The 21,791-nt window shown below is 60.1% G+C and carries 16 protein-coding genes and 2 tRNA genes; 9 read left to right on the forward strand and 9 right to left on the reverse strand.

All coding sequences use genetic code 11. The features are described 5' to 3' along the window. Positions 1-43 precede the first annotated feature (43 nt). Both C4J83_RS24575 and colR read right to left on the reverse strand, forming a co-directional pair. Entirely contained in the window at positions 44-1,324 is a 1,281-nt protein-coding gene (locus C4J83_RS24575; protein WP_106578331.1) for a sensor histidine kinase, read from the reverse strand. Continuing rightward, a complete protein-coding gene (gene colR, locus C4J83_RS24580) occupies positions 1,314-1,997 on the reverse strand; it encodes a two-component system response regulator ColR (protein ID WP_003175870.1) in 684 nt (227 codons plus the stop codon). The genes C4J83_RS24575 and colR overlap by 11 nt, the downstream gene beginning before the upstream one ends. Positions 1,998-2,198: 201 nt before the next feature. On the opposite strand from colR, the gene C4J83_RS24585 reads away from it, so the two are divergent. After that, on the forward strand, positions 2,199-4,148 hold the full coding sequence (locus tag C4J83_RS24585; protein WP_124418388.1) for an LTA synthase family protein: 1,950 nt from the start codon (positions 2,199-2,201) through the stop codon (positions 4,146-4,148). A gap of 88 nt (positions 4,149-4,236) precedes the next feature. Here C4J83_RS24585 and groL read toward each other — a convergent pair whose 3' ends face one another. The 5 genes from groL to C4J83_RS24610 form a co-directional block, all read right to left on the reverse strand. Further along, entirely contained in the window at positions 4,237-5,883 is a 1,647-nt protein-coding gene (gene groL, locus C4J83_RS24590; RefSeq protein ID WP_106578329.1) for a chaperonin GroEL, read from the reverse strand. 50 nt (positions 5,884-5,933) lie between these two features. Then, positions 5,934-6,230 carry a co-chaperone GroES gene (locus C4J83_RS24595; RefSeq protein ID WP_017846112.1) on the reverse strand — a complete coding sequence of 99 codons (297 nt, stop codon included), beginning with the start codon at positions 6,228-6,230 and terminating at the stop codon, positions 5,934-5,936. 247 nt (positions 6,231-6,477) lie between these two features. Further along, positions 6,478-6,954 carry an FxsA family protein gene (locus C4J83_RS24600; protein WP_016971150.1) on the reverse strand — a complete coding sequence of 159 codons (477 nt, stop codon included), beginning with the start codon at positions 6,952-6,954 and terminating at the stop codon, positions 6,478-6,480. Positions 6,955-7,020: 66 nt separating this feature from the next. Further along, complete coding sequence (locus tag C4J83_RS24605) at positions 7,021-7,752, reverse strand: HugZ family pyridoxamine 5'-phosphate oxidase (protein WP_124418389.1); 732 nt, start codon at positions 7,750-7,752, stop codon at positions 7,021-7,023. A gap of 93 nt (positions 7,753-7,845) precedes the next feature. After that, positions 7,846-8,853 carry a DUF481 domain-containing protein gene (locus C4J83_RS24610; protein ID WP_106578327.1) on the reverse strand — a complete coding sequence of 336 codons (1,008 nt, stop codon included), beginning with the start codon at positions 8,851-8,853 and terminating at the stop codon, positions 7,846-7,848. A 133-nt stretch (positions 8,854-8,986) separates the two neighbouring features. Between C4J83_RS24610 and C4J83_RS24615 the strand changes: the two genes are divergently transcribed. The 4 genes from C4J83_RS24615 (at position 8,987) to C4J83_RS24630 (ending at position 13,744) form a co-directional block, all read left to right on the forward strand. Continuing rightward, a complete protein-coding gene (locus tag C4J83_RS24615) occupies positions 8,987-9,349 on the forward strand; it encodes an MGMT family protein (protein WP_106578326.1) in 363 nt (120 codons plus the stop codon). A gap of 43 nt (positions 9,350-9,392) precedes the next feature. Beyond that, positions 9,393-10,925, forward strand: coding sequence for an AmpG family muropeptide MFS transporter (locus C4J83_RS24620; RefSeq protein ID WP_106578325.1), 1,533 nt, complete (start codon positions 9,393-9,395; stop codon positions 10,923-10,925). 129 nt (positions 10,926-11,054) lie between these two features. Then, entirely contained in the window at positions 11,055-12,770 is a 1,716-nt protein-coding gene (locus C4J83_RS24625; protein WP_106578324.1) for a proline--tRNA ligase, read from the forward strand. Between the two features lie 20 nt (positions 12,771-12,790). Beyond that, positions 12,791-13,744, forward strand: a complete 954-nt coding sequence (locus C4J83_RS24630; RefSeq protein ID WP_124418390.1) for a hypothetical protein — start codon at positions 12,791-12,793, stop codon at positions 13,742-13,744. Positions 13,745-13,874: 130 nt separating this feature from the next. Here C4J83_RS24630 and dinB read toward each other — a convergent pair whose 3' ends face one another. Further along, the gene (gene dinB, locus C4J83_RS24635; RefSeq protein WP_124418391.1) at positions 13,875-14,933 is read right to left on the reverse strand and encodes a DNA polymerase IV; all 1,059 of its coding nucleotides are present in this window, start codon (positions 14,931-14,933) and stop codon (positions 13,875-13,877) included. Between the two features lie 280 nt (positions 14,934-15,213). On the opposite strand from dinB, the gene C4J83_RS24640 reads away from it, so the two are divergent. From C4J83_RS24640 to C4J83_RS24655, 4 genes are all read left to right on the forward strand, one after another. Further along, a tRNA-Met gene (locus tag C4J83_RS24640) sits at positions 15,214-15,290 on the forward strand. 208 nt (positions 15,291-15,498) lie between these two features. Then, a tRNA-Met gene (locus C4J83_RS24645) sits at positions 15,499-15,575 on the forward strand. Between the two features lie 279 nt (positions 15,576-15,854). Continuing rightward, positions 15,855-18,497, forward strand: a complete 2,643-nt coding sequence (gene mprF / locus C4J83_RS24650; protein WP_106578321.1) for a bifunctional lysylphosphatidylglycerol flippase/synthetase MprF — start codon at positions 15,855-15,857, stop codon at positions 18,495-18,497. Further along, positions 18,497-19,783 (forward strand): virulence factor family protein, encoded by a 1,287-nt coding sequence (locus C4J83_RS24655; RefSeq protein ID WP_106578320.1) that lies wholly within the window; start codon positions 18,497-18,499, stop codon positions 19,781-19,783. Before mprF ends, C4J83_RS24655 begins: the two co-directional genes overlap by 1 nt. A 137-nt stretch (positions 19,784-19,920) precedes the next feature. Here C4J83_RS24655 and recJ read toward each other — a convergent pair whose 3' ends face one another. After that, a complete protein-coding gene (recJ, locus tag C4J83_RS24660; protein ID WP_106578319.1) occupies positions 19,921-21,630 on the reverse strand; it encodes a single-stranded-DNA-specific exonuclease RecJ in 1,710 nt (569 codons plus the stop codon). Positions 21,631-21,791 lie beyond the last annotated feature (161 nt).

A 21,791-nucleotide genomic window follows, 5' to 3' on the forward strand; every position in this document is an offset into this window, starting at 1 on the left:
CGATTTACGGTGATGTCTGGCAGGATAACGGCAAGGGTGAGTGTCAGGGATTGACCTGACTCAACTGCACGTGGAAACGACAGCCGTTGGGTTCCATCGTGCTGAGACTGACCGTCCAACCCTGGTTTTCACAAATACGCTGCACCAGCGATAATCCCAGGCCAAGCCCTTCGCCGCGCTTTTCGCTGCCACGCACGAACGGCTCGAACATCGCCTCACGCTTGTCTTCGGGAATCCCTACACCGGTGTCCTCCACCACAAAACCATTGGGTTCGAGGGTCAGGCGGATGAAGCCCTGTTCGGTGTAATGCAGGGCATTGCGCAACAGGTTGCCCATAACGGCGTGGAGAAAAGTGGTGTTGTAGCGCGCGTCCGAAGGGTTGCCTGGCTGGTAGATCAACGCCAGGCCCTTGCGCTCGATCGGCTCGCGCCAGATGCCGAGCAAATCGTCCGCCACCTGCGGCAGCGTTACCTGCGGCGACATGGCCGCTTCATCGTGTTCGGCACGGGCCAGCATCAGGAAGGTCTGCACCAGCTCGCGCATTTCTTCGCAGGCACGCGCGATACGCTCAACCTGATTGCGGCCGCGCTGATCGATCGCCGGATTTTCCAGCAGCAGTTCGCAGGAACTGGCCAGCACCATCAAAGGCGTGCGCAATTCATGGCTGACGTCACTGGTGAACAATTGCTCGCGTGATAACGCCTGTCGCAGACGCCCCAGTGTGGCATCGAAGGCCACGGCCAGTTCGCCGACTTCATCCGCCGCATAATCGGGTGCCAGCGGTGGCGCCAGGCCCAGCAACTGGTCGCGATGACGCACCTGCCGAGCGAGCCGCACCACCGGCGCCATCACTTTGCGCGCCAGCACCCAACCGAGGAACACCGCCAGCGCCAGGCTGAGCACGAAGCCCACCAGCACCACGGCAAATAGAACCCGCTCGCGTTCCTCGAAATCGCTTTGGTCCTGAAGCAGGACATACCGACGGCCATCCACCACTTCGACCATGGCGTGGTAAGACAGCGCCTCGCGGAACACCTCATGAAACCCGGGTTCCAGGTGCCGCAAATCCTTGGGCAGCTCGAAATCCCCACGCCCGCCACTGAAATAGAACAGTTGGTCGGGCTCTGGCCGGTGGCTCCAGTCCTCGACGCTGTCCATCAACAGCAGCCGTTGCAAGTCGCCGCCCAAGCCTGCCGAAATCAGTTTTTCTTCTACCAGGTGCACAGTCGCAACGATGCCCATGGCGAACGCCCCCGCCACCAACGCACTCATCAAGGCAAAGGCGATGATGATCCGCTGGGCAAGGCTTTGCTTAAACTCCATCACGACCCTCGGCCAGGCGATAACCCACACCGTGCACGGTTTGCAACAGCGGCTTGGCGAAGGGCTTATCGATCACTTGGCGCAATTGGTGGACGTGGCTGCGCAGGCTGTCGCTGTCGGGGCAGTCATCGCCCCACAAGGCCTCCTCGAGAATTTCGCGACGCAGCACATGTGGGCTTTTTTGCATCAACACCGCAAGCAACTTCAGGCCCACAGGGTTGAGTTTGAGCAGGCGCCCTTCGCGGGTGACTTCCAGGGTATCGAGGTCGTAGCTCAAGTCGCCGACTTGCAGGGCGCGGCGGCCGCCACCCTGGGCACGGCGCAGCACGGCTTCAATGCGGGCGGCCAACTCCGACAGCGCGAACGGCTTGAGCAAGTAATCATCGGCGCCGGACTTGAAGCCCTGCAGCCGGTCATCCAACTGGTCACGGGCGGTGAGCATGATCACCGGCGTGTCGCGGCGCGCGTCTTCACGCAGGCGTTTGCACAAGGTGTAGCCATCGATGCCAGGCAGCATGATGTCGAGCACGATCAGGTCGTAATGCTCGGTAGCGGCCAGGTGCAGGCCCGACAAACCGTCCTGCGCACAGTCCACGGTGTAGCCCTTTAGCCCCAGGTAATCGGCCAGATTGGCCAGAATATCGCGGTTGTCTTCAACCAATAAAATTCGCATGGGCAGTGTCTCCGTACGCGGTAACGGCCGTGTTGGCTCGCGCAGCTTAAGGCCAAGTGTGGCTCAGGGATAGACCTCAGAGCCTTAGCGATAAAGGTTTTCAACCAATAAGATAAACCAACAAGTTTTTCACTATAGCTTCACAAACTGACTACAGTGTCAGGCCGAAGATCACCGCCCATCGATATAAGGAACATAGACATGGGGTTTCTCAAAACAGCGCCTATGCGCTTTCTGCTGCTCGTAACCGGCACGTGGCTGGTTATTTTCCTGCTCACGCGCAGTGTGCTGCTCTTCACGCACCTGGACGAAGTCGGTGGCAACCTGCTGCCGGTGTTTGGCGTCGGCTTGCTCTACGACCTGGGCTTTCTCACCTACGCCGCCCTGCCGCTGGGGCTGTATTTGCTGCTGTGCCCGCCCGCGCTGTGGCGTCGCCGCGGCCATCGCTGGTTCCTGCAGGCCGTGCTGACGGTCAGCCTGTTCGCGATGCTGTTCACCTCGGTTGCGGAGTGGCTGTTCTGGGATGAGTTTGGCGTGCGTTTCAATTTTATCGCCGTCGATTACCTGGTGTACTCCAATGAAGTATTGAACAACCTGTTGGAGTCGTACCCGATCGGCAAGCTGCTCAGCTTGCTGGCGATGTTGGCGATTGTGTTGAGCCTGGCCCTGCGCAAGCCCTTCAACGCGGCGATGCGCGCGCCTCTGCCGCCCATGCGTGGCCGGCTGCTGAATGCGCTGGGCTTATTGATCGTCGCCGGGCTCAGCCTGCAATTGATCAGCCAGGACAGCCCACGCGCCCAAGGCGGTAACGCTTACAACAATGAATTGGCCAGTAATGGCCCGTATCAGTTTCTCGCCGCGTTCCGAAACAACGAGCTCGATTACACGCAGTTCTACAAAAGCCTGCCTGACGACGTCGTTGCCAGGCAATTGCGCGCCGAGCTCAGTGAGCCCAATGCGCGTTTTGTCGGCACTGACCCGCTGGACATACGCCGGGCAATCACCAACCCCGGCACGTTGCGCAAACCCAATATTGTGCTGGTGACCATCGAAAGCTTCAGTGCCAAGTACATGGGCAGCAACGGCGATGGGCGCAACCTCACGCCCAATCTGGATGCCTTGCGCAAACAAAGCCTGTACTTCAGTAACTTTTATGCCACCGGCACCCGTACAGACCGTGGCCTCGAAGCGATCACGCTGGCGATTCCCCCCACGCCAGGCCGATCGATTGTCAAACGTATCGGCCGTGAAAGCGGTTTCGCCAGCCTCGGCCAGCACCTCGGTGCCATCGGCTACGACAGCGTATTCGTCTACGGCGGGCGCGGTTATTTCGACAATATGAACGCGTTTTTCAGCGGCAACGGTTACCGGGTGGTCGACCAGAGCAGCGTGGCTGAATCAGAAATCTCGTTCAAAAACGCGTGGGGCATGGCCGACGAAGACCTCTACCGGCAAACCCTGAAGCTGGCCGACGCCGATTACGCCAAACAGCAACCCTTCTTGCTGCAACTGATGACCACCTCCAATCATCGCCCCTACACCTATCCGGAAGGGCGCATTGATATCAAGTCCGGCAATGGCCGTGACGGCGCGGTGAAATACACCGACCACGCCATCGGCGAGTTCCTCAATGCGGCACGCCAGAAACCCTGGTTCGATAACACGATCTTCGTGTTTGTCGCCGACCACACCGCCGGCAGCGCAGGCAAAGAGGACTTGCCTGTCGCCAACTACCAGATCCCGCTGTTCATCTATGCACCCAAGCTGATTGAAGCGCGTGAAACAGCGCAACTGGCCAGCCAGATCGACCTGGCGCCCACCTTGCTGGGCCTGATCAACCTGAGCTACGAGTCGACCTTCTTCGGCCGCAACCTGTTGCAGGACAATCCGCTGCCCCCACGCGTCGTCATCGGCAATTACCAACACCTTGGGCTGTTTGACGGCAATGACCTGGCGATCCTCAGCCCGCGCCAGGCCCTGCGTCGCCATGACCAGGCGCTGGGTGAGAGCCAGGAGTTGCGTGTGGGCAGTGACGACCCGTTGATCCAGCGCGCAATCACCTACTACCAGGGCGCGAGCTACGGCTTCAAGCAACAATTGCTGAGCTGGAAGGCACCCAAGGAAGTAATCCCACAGGTGAGCACGCGCTGACCCGCGTGCCTGCGGCAAATACCGCGCATAAAAAAACCCCGCCTGCATCACTGCAGGCGGGGTTTTTCAGGTGCCGGGTAAGGCTGGCTTACATCATGCCGCCCATGCCACCCATGCCGCCCATGTCTGGCATACCGCCGCCAGCCGAGCCTTCTTTCTTCGGTGCATCAGCGATTGCAGCTTCGGTGGTCAGGATCAGACCGCCGATGGAGGCCGCTGCCTGCAATGCCGAACGGGTCACCTTGGTAGGGTCCAGGATGCCCATTTCGATCATGTCGCCGTAGACGCCAGTTGCAGCGTTGTAACCGTAATTACCTTTGCCGTTCTTGACTTCGTTGACCACAACGCTCGGCTCGTCGCCGGAGTTGGCAGCGATCTGACGCAGTGGAGCTTCAACGGCACGACGCAGTACAGCGATACCCACGTTCTGGTCTGCGTTGTCGCCTTTGAGGTCAACCAGCGCTTCCAGAGCACGGATCAGCGCAACGCCACCGCCAGGTACCACGCCTTCTTCAACGGCTGCACGGGTTGCGTGCAGGGCGTCTTCAACGCGGGCTTTCTTCTCTTTCATTTCAACTTCGGAACCAGCGCCAACCTTGATCACTGCAACGCCGCCGGACAGCTTGGCCAGACGCTCTTGCAGTTTTTCACGGTCGTAGTCCGAGGAAGTTTCGGCAACCTGGGCACGGATCTGAGTGATGCGAGCCTGGATGTCCTGGTCTACGCCAGCACCGTCAACGATGATGGTGTTTTCCTTGGAGATGGTCACACGCTTGGCGCTGCCCAGGTTTTCCAGGGTGGCGCTTTCCAGGCTCAGGCCGATCTCTTCGGAGATAACGGTACCGCCAGTCAGCACAGCGATGTCCTGCAGCATGGCCTTGCGACGGTCGCCGAAGCCTGGAGCCTTGACGGCTGCGACTTTAACGATGCCACGCATGTTGTTCACAACCAGCGTCGCCAGGGCTTCGCCTTCAACGTCTTCGGAAACGATCAGCAGTGGGCGGCCGGCTTTGGCAACGGCTTCCAGCACTGGCAGCATTTCGCGGATGTTGGAGATTTTTTTGTCGACCAGCAGGATCAACGGGCTGTCCAGCTCGGCAACCATGGTTTCTGGCTTGTTGACGAAGTACGGGGACAGGTAGCCACGGTCGAACTGCATGCCTTCTACAACCGACAGTTCGTTTTCCAGGCCAGTGCCTTCTTCAACGGTGATCACGCCTTCTTTACCGACTTTTTCCATGGCTTCGGCAATGATGTCGCCGATGGAGCTGTCGGAGTTGGCGGAGATGGTACCGACCTGAGCGATAGCCTTGGTGTCAGCGCATGGCTTGGACAGGTTTTTCAGCTCAGCAACAACAGCGATGGTCGCCTTGTCGATGCCGCGCTTGAGGTCCATCGGGTTCATGCCGGCAGCAACGGCTTTGTAGCCTTCGTTGACGATAGCTTGAGCCAGAACGGTAGCAGTGGTGGTGCCGTCGCCTGCGTCATCGTTGGCACGGGAGGCAACGTCTTTGACCAGCTGCGCGCCCATGTTCTCGAAACGGTCTTCGAGTTCGATTTCTTTTGCTACCGAAACGCCGTCCTTGGTGATGGTCGGAGCGCCGAAGCTCTTCTCGATGATCACGTTACGGCCTTTAGGGCCCAGGGTCGCTTTTACTGCGTCAGCCAGGACGTTGACACCGGTGAGCATTTTTTTACGGGCGGAATCGCCGAATTTAACTTCTTTAGCAGCCATGATCGATATTCCTTAAATTCTTTGGAGTAACGGAAAAATGAGCGGGAAAATCAGCCTTCCAGTACAGCGAGAATTTCGTTCTCAGCCATTACCAGCAGGTCTTCGCCGTCAACTTTCACAGTGTTGCTGCCGGAGTAAGGGCCGAAAACAACCTTGTCACCGACTTTAACGGCCAGCGCACGCACTTCACCGTTTTCCAGAGTCTTGCCTGGGCCTGCAGCGACGATCACACCGTGGTTGGCTTTTTCAGCAGCCGAACCTGGCAGAACGATACCGCCAGCGGTTTTCTTTTCTTCTTCGCTGCGACGGATAACGACGCGGTCGTGCAGAGGACGAAGCTTGCTCATTGTCGATCTCTCCTAATTGTGTTTTTCATCGGCCGGTATCGGTACCGGCGGGTTGTATTCCGGCTGTGCCGGTCGCGCCTCGCCAAGCAAGACGCGGAAGTCTGTCTGGTGTCGCCACCAGAAACCTTGCGGTGACCGTTACATAAGGGCGCATAAGCTTATTACAAGGGGCCGCGGCGGAAATTTTTTATGTTTGCCGACGCACAAAAGCAACACGGCACCCGAAGGTGCCGTGCCAATAAAGCGGTTATTTGCTGTCGCGGTGTTCGAATTCGCCTTCGATCACATCGCCCTCGCGTCCCAACGGCTGGCGCGGAGCCGGGCCACCACGGGGTTGCAGGTCATCGGCGAACGCACGCTGGCGAATCGCCGCTTCTTCGGCGCGCTGACGCATCTTGCCAGCCAGCAGCTTGCGAGTGACCGGCAGCAACATGACCAGGCCGACCACATCGCTGATGAAACCCGGCAGGATCAACAGGCCACCGGCCAGGGCCATCATCAGGCCTTCCAGCATGGTTTGCGCGGGCAGCTCGCCGCGGTTCAGGCTTTCACGCGCACGCAACGCTGTGGCCAAGCCGGCGACGCGCAGCACCAGAACGCCGAGCATCGAGCCGAGAATGATCAATAACAGGGCCGGGAAAAACCCGATCGCACTGCTGACTTGAACGAATACGAACAGCTCCAGCACCGGGAACAGCAGAAAGAGCAATAAAAAAGGGCGCATCAAATGGTTCCTCAACGCAAGAATGCCTTGCCAGTCCACCTTAGATGACGTCGCCATTTCGTGAATTCAAGCGTTGGCAGGCTCTTTTTTCGGCCAAACCTCAGCGTGGGCCAATGAAACCAGGGCTTCGCGTACTTGTGTCGGAGTGTTGCAAGGCGTCGCGAACGGCAACCAATGCAGCGACTGGCCAATGCGCAGGTGCATGCCTTCGCTGTCGACGCCGGCCAATTGCGCAGGTTCAAAGGTCGGCAAGCCGGTCAGCGCGACGTAATGGGCGATGGCCTTGGTGTGGTCGGCGTTCATGTGCTCGACCATGCTGCGCTCGGCCTTGCCTGCAAATGGGTTGGCCAGTGTCAGGTGGTCGACCCAGTGAATCGCGCCAAACCCGCCTATATAGCGGTGACGCACCGGCTTGAGTACCCAGAAGTCGAAATCGTGGGCCTTGTGGTAGTTGGCCGAATCGGGGAAGTAACGGTAATAACGCTCGGCAGCCGCTTCAATGGCAGTGGCATCTTCGAGTTTCTCGGCTTCAGCCAGGTAGGTCAGACGCCCCACTGCCTGCACGTCATCGGCCTCGCGCTCACCCACCAGCAGCGAACACTTGGGGTCTTTTTGCAGGTTATGGGTGTGCTGGGCGATACGGCTGATCAGGATCAGCGGGCGGCCCTGCTCGTCGAGGCAATACGGCACGACCGAGCCGAAGGGAAACCCGGGCATGGCTTTGGACAATGTGGAGAGAGCCCCACGGTATTCCTTGAGCAACAGCTCTCGGGCGTTCTTGGCAACGTGCGCGCTCAACGTATGACTCCTCGGGTATTCCGCCGCCCACAGCATATGGGAATGGATCTCAACACAAGGTAATCAATATCCGCGCAGGTTGCCAGAGTGCACTTACCAGGCCACGCCGAACCCTGCGGTGTAACGGGTCTTGCTCAAGCTGCTTTGCGATTCGCCACTGATTATGTCGCGTTCAGCCTTGAGGTTGAGGGACGCCCATTCGGTGACCTTGTAACGCAGGCCCATTTCCGCATCGAGGGAGTAATCGGACGGCCCGGCGAGCGGCTTGCCCACTTCGCCGTTGGTGAAGAATTCCACAGTCTTGCCCACCAGATAGCGGTTGTAGTTCCACTTCATGGCCAGCGAGTAGAAATTGGATTTGCCGCCGTCGGCATATTCGTAATCGGTGCGGTTCACCAGCGAACCGAGGGAGAACGCGCCCAGCTCATCGTCCCAGAACTGGTAGCCAGGGCCGGTACCGACCGTGCGCTGGCGGGACAAGTCTTCCACCTTGTCGCGCTTGTAGGTCAGGCGCCCTTGCCAGAACCAATGCTCGGTGATGAAACGGTCCAGGTCATATTCCAGCGCCCAGTTGTCGGTGGTGGTGACGTCATCCTGGAACTCGCGGTTGTATTCGCCCTGTGCGGTATGGCGCCACTGGCCGTGACGGGCCGTGGTCTTGAAGTCCACATCGTAATCATTGGTGTCTTTGTCGGCGCGCTTGTAGTCCAGCGCCAGGTCGACGTTGCCCTTCCACACCAGATCTTCGATGACCGGCTTGGGCTTGAGGATTTGCTGGATGCTGGCCAGTTCCACGGTTTTGGGCGCCTCGCCATTGGCCAGCACCACCTTGCCGTCATCCGCAGCTTTCAGGGATTTGGCCTTCTCACCGCTGTACGCGTCCTGCTTGACCAGCAACTCCTGGTCACTTTCCAGGGTTTTCACCTGCTTCCAATCCACCGGGATGGCCCCTGCGTAGCTGGTCTGAATCAGCAACTTGCCACCGTCGAAGACTTTGATCTTGCCGGTCAGGCGGTCACCGTTCTTTAACCACACGGTGTCGGCGAGCAGGGGCGTGGAGGCGCTGATAACAGCGAGGCACAGCAAGGTTCTGGACAACATAAGCGTATTCGGGGCTCAGGGTTGGCGAAAAAGGGGCGTTATCGTGTTAGATAGCTAGGACTGACTCAAGTATTTATATTGAGTTCAATTCTCAACACCATGATTACAGACGTTTCTTACAAAGACCCTGACGATGCCCACAGTGATTGAACCCGCCGATCCCCCCCAAAGCCCGGCAGAAATGCGCCGTACGGCGTTGTACCTGACGTTGGCGCAGGTGCCCGAAGGCTGCGTGGTGAGTTACGGCGAATTGGCGCAGCTGGCCGGGCTTGGCCGGGCGGCCCGCTGGGTCGGCCGCACGCTGAGCCAATTGCCCGAGGACAGCCGGCTGCCCTGGCACCGGGTGCTGGGCGCCGGTGGTCGGATAAGTCTGCCAGTGGGCAGTGCCTCAGGTGACGAGCAACGTGCGCGTTTACGCAGCGAAGGTGTCAGTATCCTGAACAATCGCGTTGATATTCAGCGTCATGGCTGGCGCCCGGTAGAGCACAGCGGTTAGAGTGCGCGCTTTGTTTCCGCAAATCTGAGGCAGACTCCAGCCCATGCCCCGTAAAACCTGGCGCGCCGCGCTCGCCGCCTATGCCAGCCCCTCGACGTTAGTGCTGTTGTTGCTCGGTTTCGCCGCCGGCTTGCCTTACATGTTGGTGTTCTCGACGCTTTCAGTGTGGTTGCGCGAGGCCGGTGTGGCCCGCGAGACCATCGGTTATGCGAGCCTGATCGGCTTGGCCTATGCCTTCAAATGGGTCTGGTCACCGCTGCTCGACCAATGGCGTTTGCCGCTGCTCGGTAAACTCGGACGACGTCGCTCCTGGCTGGTGCTGGCCCAGACGCTGGTGATCCTCGGGTTGATCGGCATGGGCTTTTGCGACCCGCAAAAGCACTTGTCGTGGCTGATTGCTATTGCTGTGATCGTCGCCTTCGCCTCGGCCACCCAAGACATCGCGGTAGACGCCTATCGCCTGGAAATCGCCGACGACAGCCGCCAGGCCGCCCTCGCCGCCAGCTACATGTCCGGTTATCGCATCGCCGCCCTGCTGGCCACCGCCGGCGCACTGTTCTTTGCCGAAGGCTTCGGCTCGACCGGTTTCAACTATAAGCACTCGGCGTGGACCGGCACTTACGTGCTGTTCGGCCTGCTGATGATTCCGGCGCTGCTGACCACACTGTTCATGCGCGAACCCAATGTGCCACTGCGCACGCAGTTGCAGGCCGGCCGCTACAGCTTCGTGCATCAGCTGGTCTCGGTGTTTGTACTGATCGTGTTGCTGGTGTCCGTCCCGGCGATGTTCACCCAGCTCTACAACACCGATTTCGCCAGCGTCCTGTTCCACGGCGTCAGCCTGTGGGAACTGTTGATGGAGGACCGCGCCTTCCTGCGCGCCATCCTCTATATCATCCTGACCACGCTGTGCCTGTCGGCCATGGGCCGACGCGGCCTGGCGCCGGTACTGACGCCGGTCAACGACTTTATCCTGCGCTACCGCTGGCAGGCCTTGCTGCTGCTCGGGCTGATCGCCACCTATCGCATGTCGGACACGGTGATGGGCGTGATGGCCAACGTGTTCTACATCGACCAGGGCTTCACCAAGGACCAGATTGCCGGAGTGAGCAAGATTTTCGGCCTGATCATGACGCTGCTTGGCGCCGGCATGGGCGGCTTGCTGATCGTGCGCTTCGGGATCCTGCCGATCCTGTTTATCGGCGGCGTGGCCTCGGCCGGCACCAACCTGTTGTTCGTGATGCTGGCGGACATGGGCCCCGACCTGCAGATGCTCATCTTCACCATTTCGCTGGACAACTTCAGCTCCGGCCTTGCCACCTCGGCGTTTGTCGCCTACCTGTCGAGCCTGACCAACCTCAAGTTCTCCGCTACCCAATACGCGTTGCTCAGCTCGATCATGCTGTTGCTGCCGCGCCTGATTGGCGGCTATTCAGGGGTGATGGTGGAGAAGTTCGGCTATCACAACTTCTTCCTGATCACCTGTCTGCTGGGCGTACCGACGCTGTTCCTGATTGCCCTGCACTGGTTTCAGGAAAATCGACGGATTCGGTTGAGCCCGCCCACCGAAGACTGACACACCTCTGTCAATGTGGGAGCAAGCCCGCTCCCACACCGCCTCTGCATTCTGATACCTGTACTCCAGCAGTTTGCGCCCGTACAATCCCAAGTCATTTCAAGTCCAAGCAACCGACAACGGCCTACCATGCGTACCAGTCAATATTTGCTCGCCACACAGAAAGAAACGCCTTCCGACGCGGTTGTGATCAGCCATCAGCTGATGCTGCGCGCCGGCATGATCCGCAAACTGGCCTCCGGCCTGTACACCTGGCTGCCCATGGGCTTGAAGGTGATGCGCAAGGTCGAAGCCATCGTTCGCGAAGAAATGAACGCCGCCGGCTCTCTGGAAGTGTTGATGCCGAGCACGCAACCGGCTGAGTTGTGGCAGGAATCCGGGCGCTGGGAAGAGTATGGCCCTGAGTTGCTGCGCTTCAAGGACCGTCATGGCCGCGACTTCTGCGCCGGCCCGACCCATGAAGAAGTGATCACCGACCTGATGCGCAATGAGCTGAGCAGCTACAAGCAGCTGCCGCTGAACCTGTATCAGATCCAGACCAAATTCCGTGACGAAATCCGCCCACGCTTCGGTTTGATGCGCGGCCGCGAATTCATCATGAAGGACGCCTACTCCTTCCACGCTGACCAGGCCTCCTTGCAGGTCACCTACGACCGCATGCACCAGGCTTACTGCAACGTGTTCACGCGCCTGGGCCTGAAATTCCGCCCGGTTGAAGCGGACAACGGCTCCATCGGCGGCGCCGGCTCCCACGAATTCCACGTGCTGGCCGAGTCCGGTGAAGACGATATCGTCTTCAGCAACGGTTCCGACTACGCGGCGAACATCGAGAAAGCCGAAGCCGTGCCACGGGAAACGTCCCGCCCGGCGCCAAGCGAAGAGCTGCGCCTGGTGGACACTCCAGAGACCAAGACCATCGCGGCGCTGGTGGAAAAATTCAATCTGCCGATTGAAAAGACCATCAAGACCCTGATCGTGCGCGCCGAAGAAGAAGGCAAGCTGATCGCCCTGGTCATCCGTGGCGACCACGAACTCAACGAAATCAAGGCTGCCCAGCAACCTGGAGTGGCCAGCCCGCTGGTCATGGCCACAGACGCAGAACTGCGCGACGCAATTGGCGCCGGTGCCGGTTCGCTCGGCCCGCTGAACCTGCCGCTGCCGATCATCATCGACCGTTCGGTCGAGCTGATGAGCGACTTCGGCATTGGCGCGAACATCGACGACAAGCACTACTTCGGCGTGAACTGGGAGCGTGACCTGCCAGTTCCAACCGTGGCCGACCTGCGTAACGTTGTCGCCGGCGACCCAAGCCCGGATGGCAAGGGCACCCTGGAAATCAAACGCGGCATCGAAGTCGGGCACATCTTCCAGCTGGGCAACAAGTACAGCAAGGCGATGAAGTGCGAAGTGCTGGGCGAGAACGGCAAGCCGATCACCCTCGACATGGGCTGCTACGGCATTGGTGTTTCCCGTGTGGTGGCAGCGGCCATCGAACAGAACAACGACGAGAAAGGCATCATCTGGAGTGACGCCCTGGCGCCGTTTCAGGTCGCTCTGGTGCCGCTGCGCTACGAAACCGAGCAAGTACGCGAAGCCACCGACAAACTGTATGCCGAACTGACGGCCGCCGGTTTTGAAGTGTTGCTGGATGACCGCGACAAGAAAACCAGCCCCGGCATCAAGTTTGCTGACATGGAACTGATTGGCATCCCGCACCGAATCGTGGTCAGTGACCGCGGCCTGGCCGATGGCAACCTGGAATACAAGAGCCGGACCGAAGCCGAAGCCCAACCGTTGCCGGTGGCTGACGTGCTGTCTTTCCTTCAGGCGCGTATTCGTCGCTGAAAACCAGATCAAGAGAAGTCATGTTCAAGCGAAACACCAGAGCCCTGGGGGGCGCCGCCTTGTGCGGCGCCCTGCTGGTCAGCGGCTGCGCCAACCAGATGTCGCAACGCAGTGAGCACGAGGAGCGGGTCGAGCGCAAATTGCTCGACCACAGCCTGCAGATCGATGTAGGTGAACCCAAAGTGCTGGAACTGCCGCAACGCCGGGTTCGCATTCACGAGCAAAAGACCTTTGAGGTCACCGAATTCGAAGTCACCCGCCGTTACGATCGCTACACCCCCTACCAGCCCTGGCGCAAACTCTACGAGATGCCCTTGGGCGCGGTCGCCCTGGTGGCCGGCGCGGGGGCCAACGTGGCGAACATCTTCGCCCTCGGCAACCTGCCGACCAGCATGACGCGCGACTGGCTGAGCTACGGCGTGGACGGCATCAACCCGTTCATGAACGTGCAATCCCACGGCCGTGCGCAACAGAACCTGGCCGGTATCGATGAAGTCCAGCGTGACAAGCGCACGGAGTATTCGAGCCTGCCCTGGAGCGAGCGTCCGGTACAGGTCACCGCCGGCAAGCAGACCCACGAGCTGACCACCGACCGCGACGGCGTACTGCGCCTGAACCTGTTGGACAGCCCGTTTGCCGAGCAGGACCTGAACCGCGTCACCACCTTGAAGATCAGCGTGGAAGATGGCCAGGACGACGTGCACTCGGACTCCACCCTGGCGATCAGCAACACCCTGCGCGGCAAGTTGCTGGAAGCCCATGGCCTGATCTACGACGACCTGGAAGACGATGAAGTCAACCAGTGGGTGCACCGGGTCAAGCGCCTGTCGGAGTTGGGCCTTGAGGAAGAAGCCAGTGAGCTGGAACAAAGCCTGATCGAACTGACCCGCAATGATCCCGAGTTGCAGCAGGAGTTTGTGCAGGCGCTGACCAAGGATGCGGGACGGTTGGTGGCGGACCCTGCGGCACGCTAGGACCTCAAGACAGGTAAAGAGCTAAATGCGCGCGCGGGCTTGCTCGCGACAGCGGCGTATCAGTGATGAATGTATCGACTGACATGGCGCCTTCGCGAGCAAGCCCGCTCCCGCATTTGGCTTCCGGCTTCTACCAGGGAAACTGCAGCTGTTCGTTCCCGCTGCTCAAGTCCAGCAACCGCACCCCGATCCCCAACAACCGCACCGGTTTGCCACCGCGATTGAACGCCAGGGTCAACAGCTGTTGATAACTCTCCAGATCACGCCCTGCCCCAGCCTGCTCCAAGGTGGTTTGAGTAAAGTCGTGAAACTTCACTTTGACGAACGGCTTGCCCGCGCGATAGCTGCTGTCGATGCGCGCCATGCGTCCGGCCAGGGTTTCCATCAGCTCGGGCAGTTTCGCCAAGCAACTTGAGAGATCCGGCAAGTCCACGTCGTAGGTATTTTCCACACTGATGGATTGCCGACGGCTGTCGTTCTGCACCACGCGGTCATCAATCCCACGAGCCAGGCTCCACAGACGCTCGCCAAAACTGCCGAATTCACGCACCAGCGCCAGCTTGTTCCACTCACGCAATTGCAGACAGTCTGCAATCCCCAGGCGCGCCAGCTTATCGGCGGTCACCTTGCCAACGCCGTGCAACTTGTTCACCGGCAACTGGGAGACGAAGTCTTCGATCTGATCCGGGGTGATCACAAACAGGCCGTTGGGTTTTTTCCAGTCGCTGGCGATCTTGGCCAGAAATTTGTTCGGCGCAACGCCGGCGGACACGGTGATGTGCAACTGGTTGGAGACTCGGCGGCGAATGTCTTGAGCGATGCGCGTGGCACTGCCGCCAAAGTGCGGGCTGTCAGAGACGTCCAGGTAGGCTTCGTCCAGCGACAGTGGCTCGATCAGGTCGGTGTAATCGCGAAAGATCGTCTGGATTTCCTTCGACGCTTCCTTGTAGGCATCCATGCGCGGCTTGACGATGGTCAGGTCCGGGCACAGTTTCAAGGCGTGGCGGGAAGACATGGCCGAACGCACCCCATAAGCCCGCGCCTCATAATTACAGGTGGCGATCACCCCCCTTCTGTCCGCCGAGCCGCCAACCGCGAGGGGCTTTTGTGCCAGGCTCGGATCGTCGCGCATCTCGATGGCGGCGTAGAAGCAATCACAGTCGACGTGGATGATTTTGCGCTGCGTCATATAAACAGAGGGTGTAATCCAACGGGTGGCCAGTATCGCACTCACCCCTGTATATAGCACCAGTAGTTTGAATCTTCCGCTTCAGCGGTAGGAAATTTCACTGATGAATTTATTTTCTCAATCGAAATTCGCCTGCCGATAGAGCTGAAACCCTCGGCCACACTGGCCCCACGCCCTTCCACGGGTTGCCTTGGAGAGCTAACCGATTGAACCACAAGCGCTTTTCTTCTATTCACGGGTTGACACACTCGCGTTCCTCTGTAGAATGCCGACACACAGACGCGGGATGGAGCAGTCTGGTAGCTCGTCGGGCTCATAACCCGAAGGTCGTCGGTTCAAATCCGGCTCCCGCAACCAAACATCAAAAAAGGCTACTCGAAAGAGTGGCCTTTTTTGTGCGCGCTTGTTTTGCGTGTGTACGCAAATTGTAAGACAGAAAAATCGTTGTCCTGCGCGCACTTACCGCACGTGGTCGGCGTGCAACGGGCTAATTCACACTAATTTGACCCATCGGCCCATTAACGGTTGACACCTCGGCGTTGGGCTGTAGAATGCCGCCCACAGACGCGGGATGGAGCAGTCTGGTAGCTCGTCGGGCTCATAACCCGAAGGTCGTCGGTTCAAATCCGGCTCCCGCAACCAAACATCAAAAAAGGCTACTCGAAAGAGTGGCCTTTTTTGTATCTGGCGAAAAAGTTCTTCTGAAACAATGGCATGGCATCTTTCATGAAACCGTACACGGTTTGTAGAGTCCATCTCATTGCAAGCTATGCTGAATGCTCAAGCATTACCCTCTACGACCAATGGCCGCAGTCGCCGCACCCGGCGATACGCGTTAATATTTGTAATTATTTTGTCCATAGGGATTGGTAACTTGGCTGGATACCTCCATCCTGTCGCGCACAATCCACGAGGTGATTGATGCGCGCCAACTCGTCTGAACCACAAGACACCGTCACAGCGACACAACCGATCACACCCACCCGCTTGCGTTGGCTGGATCTGTTGAGCAAATACCGTCAGCCGATCGGGCTGGCCGTTACTCTGTTGCTGTTCGCAATCGCCCTGATCGCCTGCCGACACTTACTGCTGGAACTGGACCTGTATGCGCTCCACGACTCGATCCTGGAAGTGCCCAGACCCGCCCTGCTGGGTGCGTTCGCGGCGGCCGTCGCCGGTTTCATCATTCTGCTGGGTTATGAATTCTCCGGCGCACGCTATGCCGGCGTAAAACTGCCGGCCAAGACCCTGGCGCTGGGCGGCTTCACCGCCTTTGCCATCGGCAACGCCATTGGCTTGTCGATGCTCTCCGGCGGGTCCGTGCGCTACCGTTTATACGCACGCCACGGTATCGGGGCTTCGGAAGTGGCGCACATGACCGTGTTCGCCAGCCTGGCCCTTGGTACGGCGCTGCCGCCACTGGCAGCACTGGCCACACTGAGCAACCTGCCGGCGGCATCGACCTACCTGCACCTGTCGCAAGGCGTGCTCGGCGGTATTGCCGGTGCAGTGCTGCTGCTGTCCGCCGCGCTGTGCATCGGCATTTACCGCCGTCGCCTGCCGGAGCAACCTTATCCAGACAACCTGCTGGTCAAGGCGGGGCGTCGTACCCTGCGCCTGCCGGGCCGGCGCCTGACGTTCCTGCAACTGATCATCACCGCGCTGGACGTTGCCGCTGCCGCCACCGTCCTTTATATGCTGCTGCCGGAAGCGCCGCCGTTCGGCCCCTTCCTGCTGGTGTACCTGCTGGCCCTGGCCGCCGGTGTACTCAGCCACGTGCCAGGCGGTGTTGGCGTGTTCGAGGCGATTCTGCTCGCGGCATTCGCCGACAAGCTTGGCGCCGCGCCACTGGCTGCTGCCCTGCTGCTCTACCGCATGATTTATGTGGTGCTGCCGCTGCTGATCGCCTGCGTGTTCCTGCTGGTCAACGAAGCCCAGCGCCTGTTCCAGACCCAGCAAAGCCTGCGGGTCGCCTCCGGCCTGGCCGCGCCGGTGTTGGCCGTACTGGTTTTTTTGTCAGGCGTGGTCCTGCTGTTTTCCGGCGCAACGCCGGAAATCGACTCACGCCTGGAAAACATCGGCTTCCTGATTCCCCACCGCCTGATTGACGCCTCGCACTTCGGTGCCAGCTTGATCGGCGTGCTGTGCCTGTTGCTGGCCCAGGGCTTGCGTCGGCGTTTGTCGGCCGCCTGGATGCTGACCATGGTGTTGCTGCTCACCGGCGCCCTGCTCTCACTGCTTAAAGGCTTCGATTGGGAAGAAGCCAGCCTGATGATCATGACCGCCGTGCTGCTGGCGATCTTCCGGCGCTCGTTCTACCGCGCCAGCCGCCTGACCGAACTGCCGTTCTCGCCGCTGTATTTGGTGGCCAGCGTCTGTGTGTTGGGCGCCTCGATCTGGTTGCTGCTGTTTGCCTATCAAGACGTGCCGTACAGCCACCAGCTGTGGTGGCAGTTCACCCTGGACGCCAACGCCCCACGCGGCCTGCGCTCGCTGCTGGGTGCAGCGGTGCTGTTGGTGATCGTCTCGCTGACCTGGCTGCTGCGCACCGCGCGCCCGGTGATTCATCTGCCAACCCCGGACGAACTGGAACGCGCCACCAAGATCCTGATGGCCTCCTCACAGCCCGACGGTGGCCTGGCGCTGACCGGCGACAAGGCGCTGCTGTTCCACCCCAACGATGAAGCCTTCCTGATGTATGCCCGCCGCGGGCGCAGCCTGGTGGCCTTGTATGACCCGATCGGCCCGACCCAGCCGCGCGCCGAGATGATCTGGCAGTTCCGTGACCTGTGCGACATCCATCACGCGCGCCCGGTGTTTTATCAGGTCCGCGCCGAGAACCTGCCGTACTACATGGACATCGGCCTGACCGCGATCAAGCTGGGCGAAGAAGCCCGGGTCGACCTGAAACGCTTTGACCTGGAAGCCAAGGGCAAAGAGATGAAGGACCTGCGCTACACCTGGAACCGTGGCACCCGGGACGGCCTGTCCCTGGAGATCTTCGAACCGGGCCAGGCGCCGATGGAAGAACTCAAGGTCATCTCCGATGCCTGGCTGACCGGCAAGAACGTACGTGAAAAGGGCTTCTCCCTGGGCCGTTTCAGCGACGACTACCTCAAGCACTTTCGTATCGCGATCATTCGCTTCGAAGGGCGCCCGGTGGCCTTCGCCAACCTGCTCGAGACTTACAACCATGACCTGGCCAGTCTCGACCTGATGCGTGCGCATCCGGATGCGCCGAAGCTGACCATGGAATTCATGATGGTTGGCCTGATTCAACATTATAAGAACCACGACTACGCCCGCTTCAGCCTCGGCATGGTGCCGTTGTCGGGCCTGCAACCACGCCGTGGCGCACCGCTGACCCAACGCCTGGGCTCGATGGTGTTCCGACGTGGCGAGCAACTGTATAACTTCCAAGGTTTGCGCCGCTTTAAAGACAAGTTCCAGCCTGACTGGGAACCCCGTTATATGGCCGTGCCCGCAGGACTTGATCCGCTGGTGGCACTGGCCGATACCGCCGCCCTGATTGCGGGTGGCTTGACTGGATTGGTGAAACGCTGATGATTCGACGCTCCTGGCGGTATGTATTGGCCTTTGTAGTGCTGCTCGCGCTGATCGCGGCGGGTGGCTTCTGGTACTGGAACCGCCCTGCCCCGCAACCGACCCTGGAACAATTGCCCCAGGCCGACGGTTCGGTGATGACCCGCGTGACGCCTAACGGCTCGGCAAAAGCCCGTGTGGCCGTGGCCGTAATGGCCGATGAGACCCTGACCGATAGCCAACTGATTGCTCTGAGCCAGGGCGGCTCCGCGCAAATCGTTCAAGTGATCCTGCCAAAGGATGACTGCAAGCTGCAGGAACAAGCGCTGCAAAGCGCCCTGGCACAGCTCAAAGGCCCGGCGACGCTGGTCAGCGGCATCGGCCCTGGCGCAGCACTCGCCTGGCGCTGGCTGGCCACACAGAACGACGACAAGGCCAACGCCATCTCCGTCGGCTTCGCCCTGGTGCAGGAAGGTTGCAAGGACCCACTGCCGAAGACCTCTGCCCATGGCAATTGGCTGGTGGCGTGGAACGATAACCCTGACGACGAAAGTGCCAGTTTCGTACGCGACACCCCGCGCGCGACTACCAGCATCAGCGACTACGACATCCACTACCCGCAAGTGCTGAACAACGAACTGCGCAAGCAGCTGGTGGGTTCGGACAACGGCGGCCTGGCGATTCCGGTAGTTGAAGTACCGGCCGGCCAAGCCAAGGACACCGTTACCCTGTTCCTCTCCGGCGATGGCGGCTGGCGTGACCTGGACCGTGACGTCGCCGGTGAAATGGCCAAGATCGGTTACCCGGTCGTGGGCATCGACACCCTGCGCTACTACTGGCAGCACAAAACGCCTGAACAAAGCGCCAAGGACCTCACCGAATTGATGCAGCACTACCGGCAGAAATGGGGCACCAAACGCTTCGTGCTGACCGGTTATTCATTCGGCGCCGACGTACTGCCGGCGATCTACAACCGCATGCCTGAAAACGAACAGCAGCGCGTCGACGCAATCATCCTGCTGGCATTTGCACGCACCGGCAGCTTTGAGATCGAAGTGGAAGGTTGGTTGGGCAACGCCGGTAAAGAAGCCGCCACCGGCCCGGAAATGGCCAAGTTGCCGGCTGACAAAGTGGTGTGCATCTACGGCGCCGAAGAAGTCGACGAGAGTGGCTGCACCGACAAGACCGCTGTTGGCGAAGCCGTGAAGCTGCCAGGCGGGCATCACTTTGACGAGAACTACCCAGCGCTGGCACAGCGCCTGGTGGATATCATCGTCAAGCATCAGGCCAAGGACAAAGCCGAATAATTTCGGGTATTGCATGGCTTGAAATGTGGGAGGGAGCTTGCCCCCGATGGCGGTGGGTCAGCTACAGATACGCTGACTGAAGTACCGCTATCGGGGCAAGCCCCCTCCCACATGTTTTTTTGCAGTGTGGTATAGATTCAGCGCGGTTCGATGTGCGCAATCATCAACTGCACAGTCTCATTCCCACGAAACTCGTTCACGTCCAGCTTGTAGGCCAACTCGACCCAACGCACCGTCGGATTAGGCCAGACCTCACGGTCCACACCAAACGCAATGCCATCGAGCTTCACCGACCCGCATTCGCTCTTGAGCACCACTTTGAGGTGCCGCTCACCGACCACGCGCTGCTCGACCAACTGAAACACACCGTGGAACAACGGCTCGGGAAAGTGCTGCCCCCACGGCCCGGCATGCCGTAATGCGCGCGCCAGTTCCAGGTGAAACTCTTCCACCGCCAGCGTGCCATCCGACAGCAACCGGCCCGTCAGGTCTTCTTCTCGCAGTTGCCGACGGACTTCAGCGTCGAAGGCCTCGGCAAACAGCGGGAAATTCGCCTCTGGCAAGGTCAGACCGGCCGCCATTGCGTGGCCGCCGTATTTGGTGATCAGGCTGGGATGCTGGCTTGCGACGACCGCCAGCGCGTCACGGATGTGAAAACCCTGCACAGAGCGCCCTGAGCCCTTGAGCAGGCCGTCACCGGCATCGGCGAAAGCGATGGTCGGGCGGAAATACCGCTCTTTCATTCGCGACGCCAGAATGCCGATCACGCCCTGGTGCCATTCCGGGTCGAACAGGCACAAACCATAGGGCATCGATTCCACCGGCAAGTCCTTGAGCTGGGCGAGCGCTTCGCGCTGCATGCCCTGCTCGATGGATTTGCGGTCCTGGTTCATACCGTCCAGCTGCGCTGCCATTTCCCGCGCGGCGGCGAAGTCGGTGGTGAGCAGGCATTCGATGCCCAGGCTCATATCGTCCAGGCGCCCGGCGGCATTCAAGCGCGGTCCGAGGATAAAACCGAGGTCGGTGGAGGTGATGCGCGCGTGGTCGCGCTTGGCGACTTCAAGAATCGCCTTGATGCCCGGCCGCGCGCGACCGGCGCGAATACGCTCCAGGCCCTGGTGCACCAGGATGCGATTGTTGGCGTCCAGAGGCACCACGTCGGCGACGCTGCCCAAGGCGACCAGGTCGAGCAACTCGCCGATGTTCGGCTGGGGCTTGTTGGCGTACCAACCCAGGCTGCGCAGTCGCGCGCGCAAGGCCATCAGCACATAAAAGATCACGCCTACGCCAGCCAGCGCCTTGCTGGGAAATTCACAACCGGGCTGGTTCGGATTAACGATGGCATCCGCCGCCGGCAACTCATCACCCGGCAAGTGGTGGTCGGTGACCAACACCTTCAACCCTGCCGCCTTGGCCGCCGCCACGCCTTCGACACTGGAAATGCCGTTGTCCACGGTGATCAGCAACTGCGGCTCGCGCTGCAGCGCCACCGCAACGATTTCCGGCGTCAGGCCATAGCCGTATTCGAAGCGGTTGGGCACCAGGTAGTCGACATGGGCCGCACCGAGCAAACGCAGGCCCAGAGTGCCCACCGTGCTGGCAGTGGCGCCATCGGCGTCGAAGTCTCCCACGATGAGGATGCGCTGGCGCTGCTCCAAGGCCGTCACCAGCAGGTCCACCGCCGCGTCGATGCCCTTGAGCTGCTGGTAGGGAATCAACCGCGCCAGGCTTTTGTCCAGCTCAGCTTCGGACTGCACCCCGCGTGCGGCGTAAAGACGGGTCAACAGCGGTGGCAATTCACCGAGAAACGGCAGGACAGCGGGCAACGGGCGAGGATCGATACGCATGGGGTAACGGAAGCTTCTCTTCTAGTACAACGGTTAAACAACAATGCTGAATGCAACATGGATCAACTGTAGGAGCCGGCTCCTGTGGGAGCGGGCTTGCTCGCGAATGCATCACCTCGGTATCGCTGAAAGACCGAGGTGTCTGCATCGCAGGCAAGCCA

It is taken from the genome of Pseudomonas sp. LBUM920, from assembly GCF_003852315.1.
Taxonomy (GTDB): domain Bacteria; phylum Pseudomonadota; class Gammaproteobacteria; order Pseudomonadales; family Pseudomonadaceae; genus Aquipseudomonas.